Consider the following 215-nt stretch of genomic DNA (forward strand, 5'->3'; position numbering starts at 1 on the left):
TCCTCTTGACCCGTGTATTTATGCAAGAGCGTGCTATACGCTGCCAGCAACACCATGTACAAGGTGGAGCCGGTTTGCGCGGCCAGCTGTTTCAACTGCTCACTGTCCTCCATACGGATCGCAAACTCAAATCGAGTTCCTTCCAGACGCTGTACAGCAGGTCTTGTAAAATCCGTTGGCATATCCAGCGCCGGGATTTCACCAGACATGGTTTT

The 215-nt window shown here is 51.6% G+C and carries 1 protein-coding gene; it reads right to left on the reverse strand.

The window, feature by feature from the left end; all coding sequences use genetic code 11:
• Positions 1 to 215, reverse strand: a 215-nt coding sequence (locus HFD99_RS25430; RefSeq protein WP_167441124.1) for a condensation domain-containing protein, incomplete at both ends; no start/stop codon positions are given.

It is taken from the genome of Paenibacillus sp. EKM301P, from assembly GCF_011800295.1.
In the GTDB taxonomy this organism is placed as follows: Bacteria; Bacillota; Bacilli; order Paenibacillales; family Paenibacillaceae; genus Paenibacillus; species Paenibacillus polymyxa.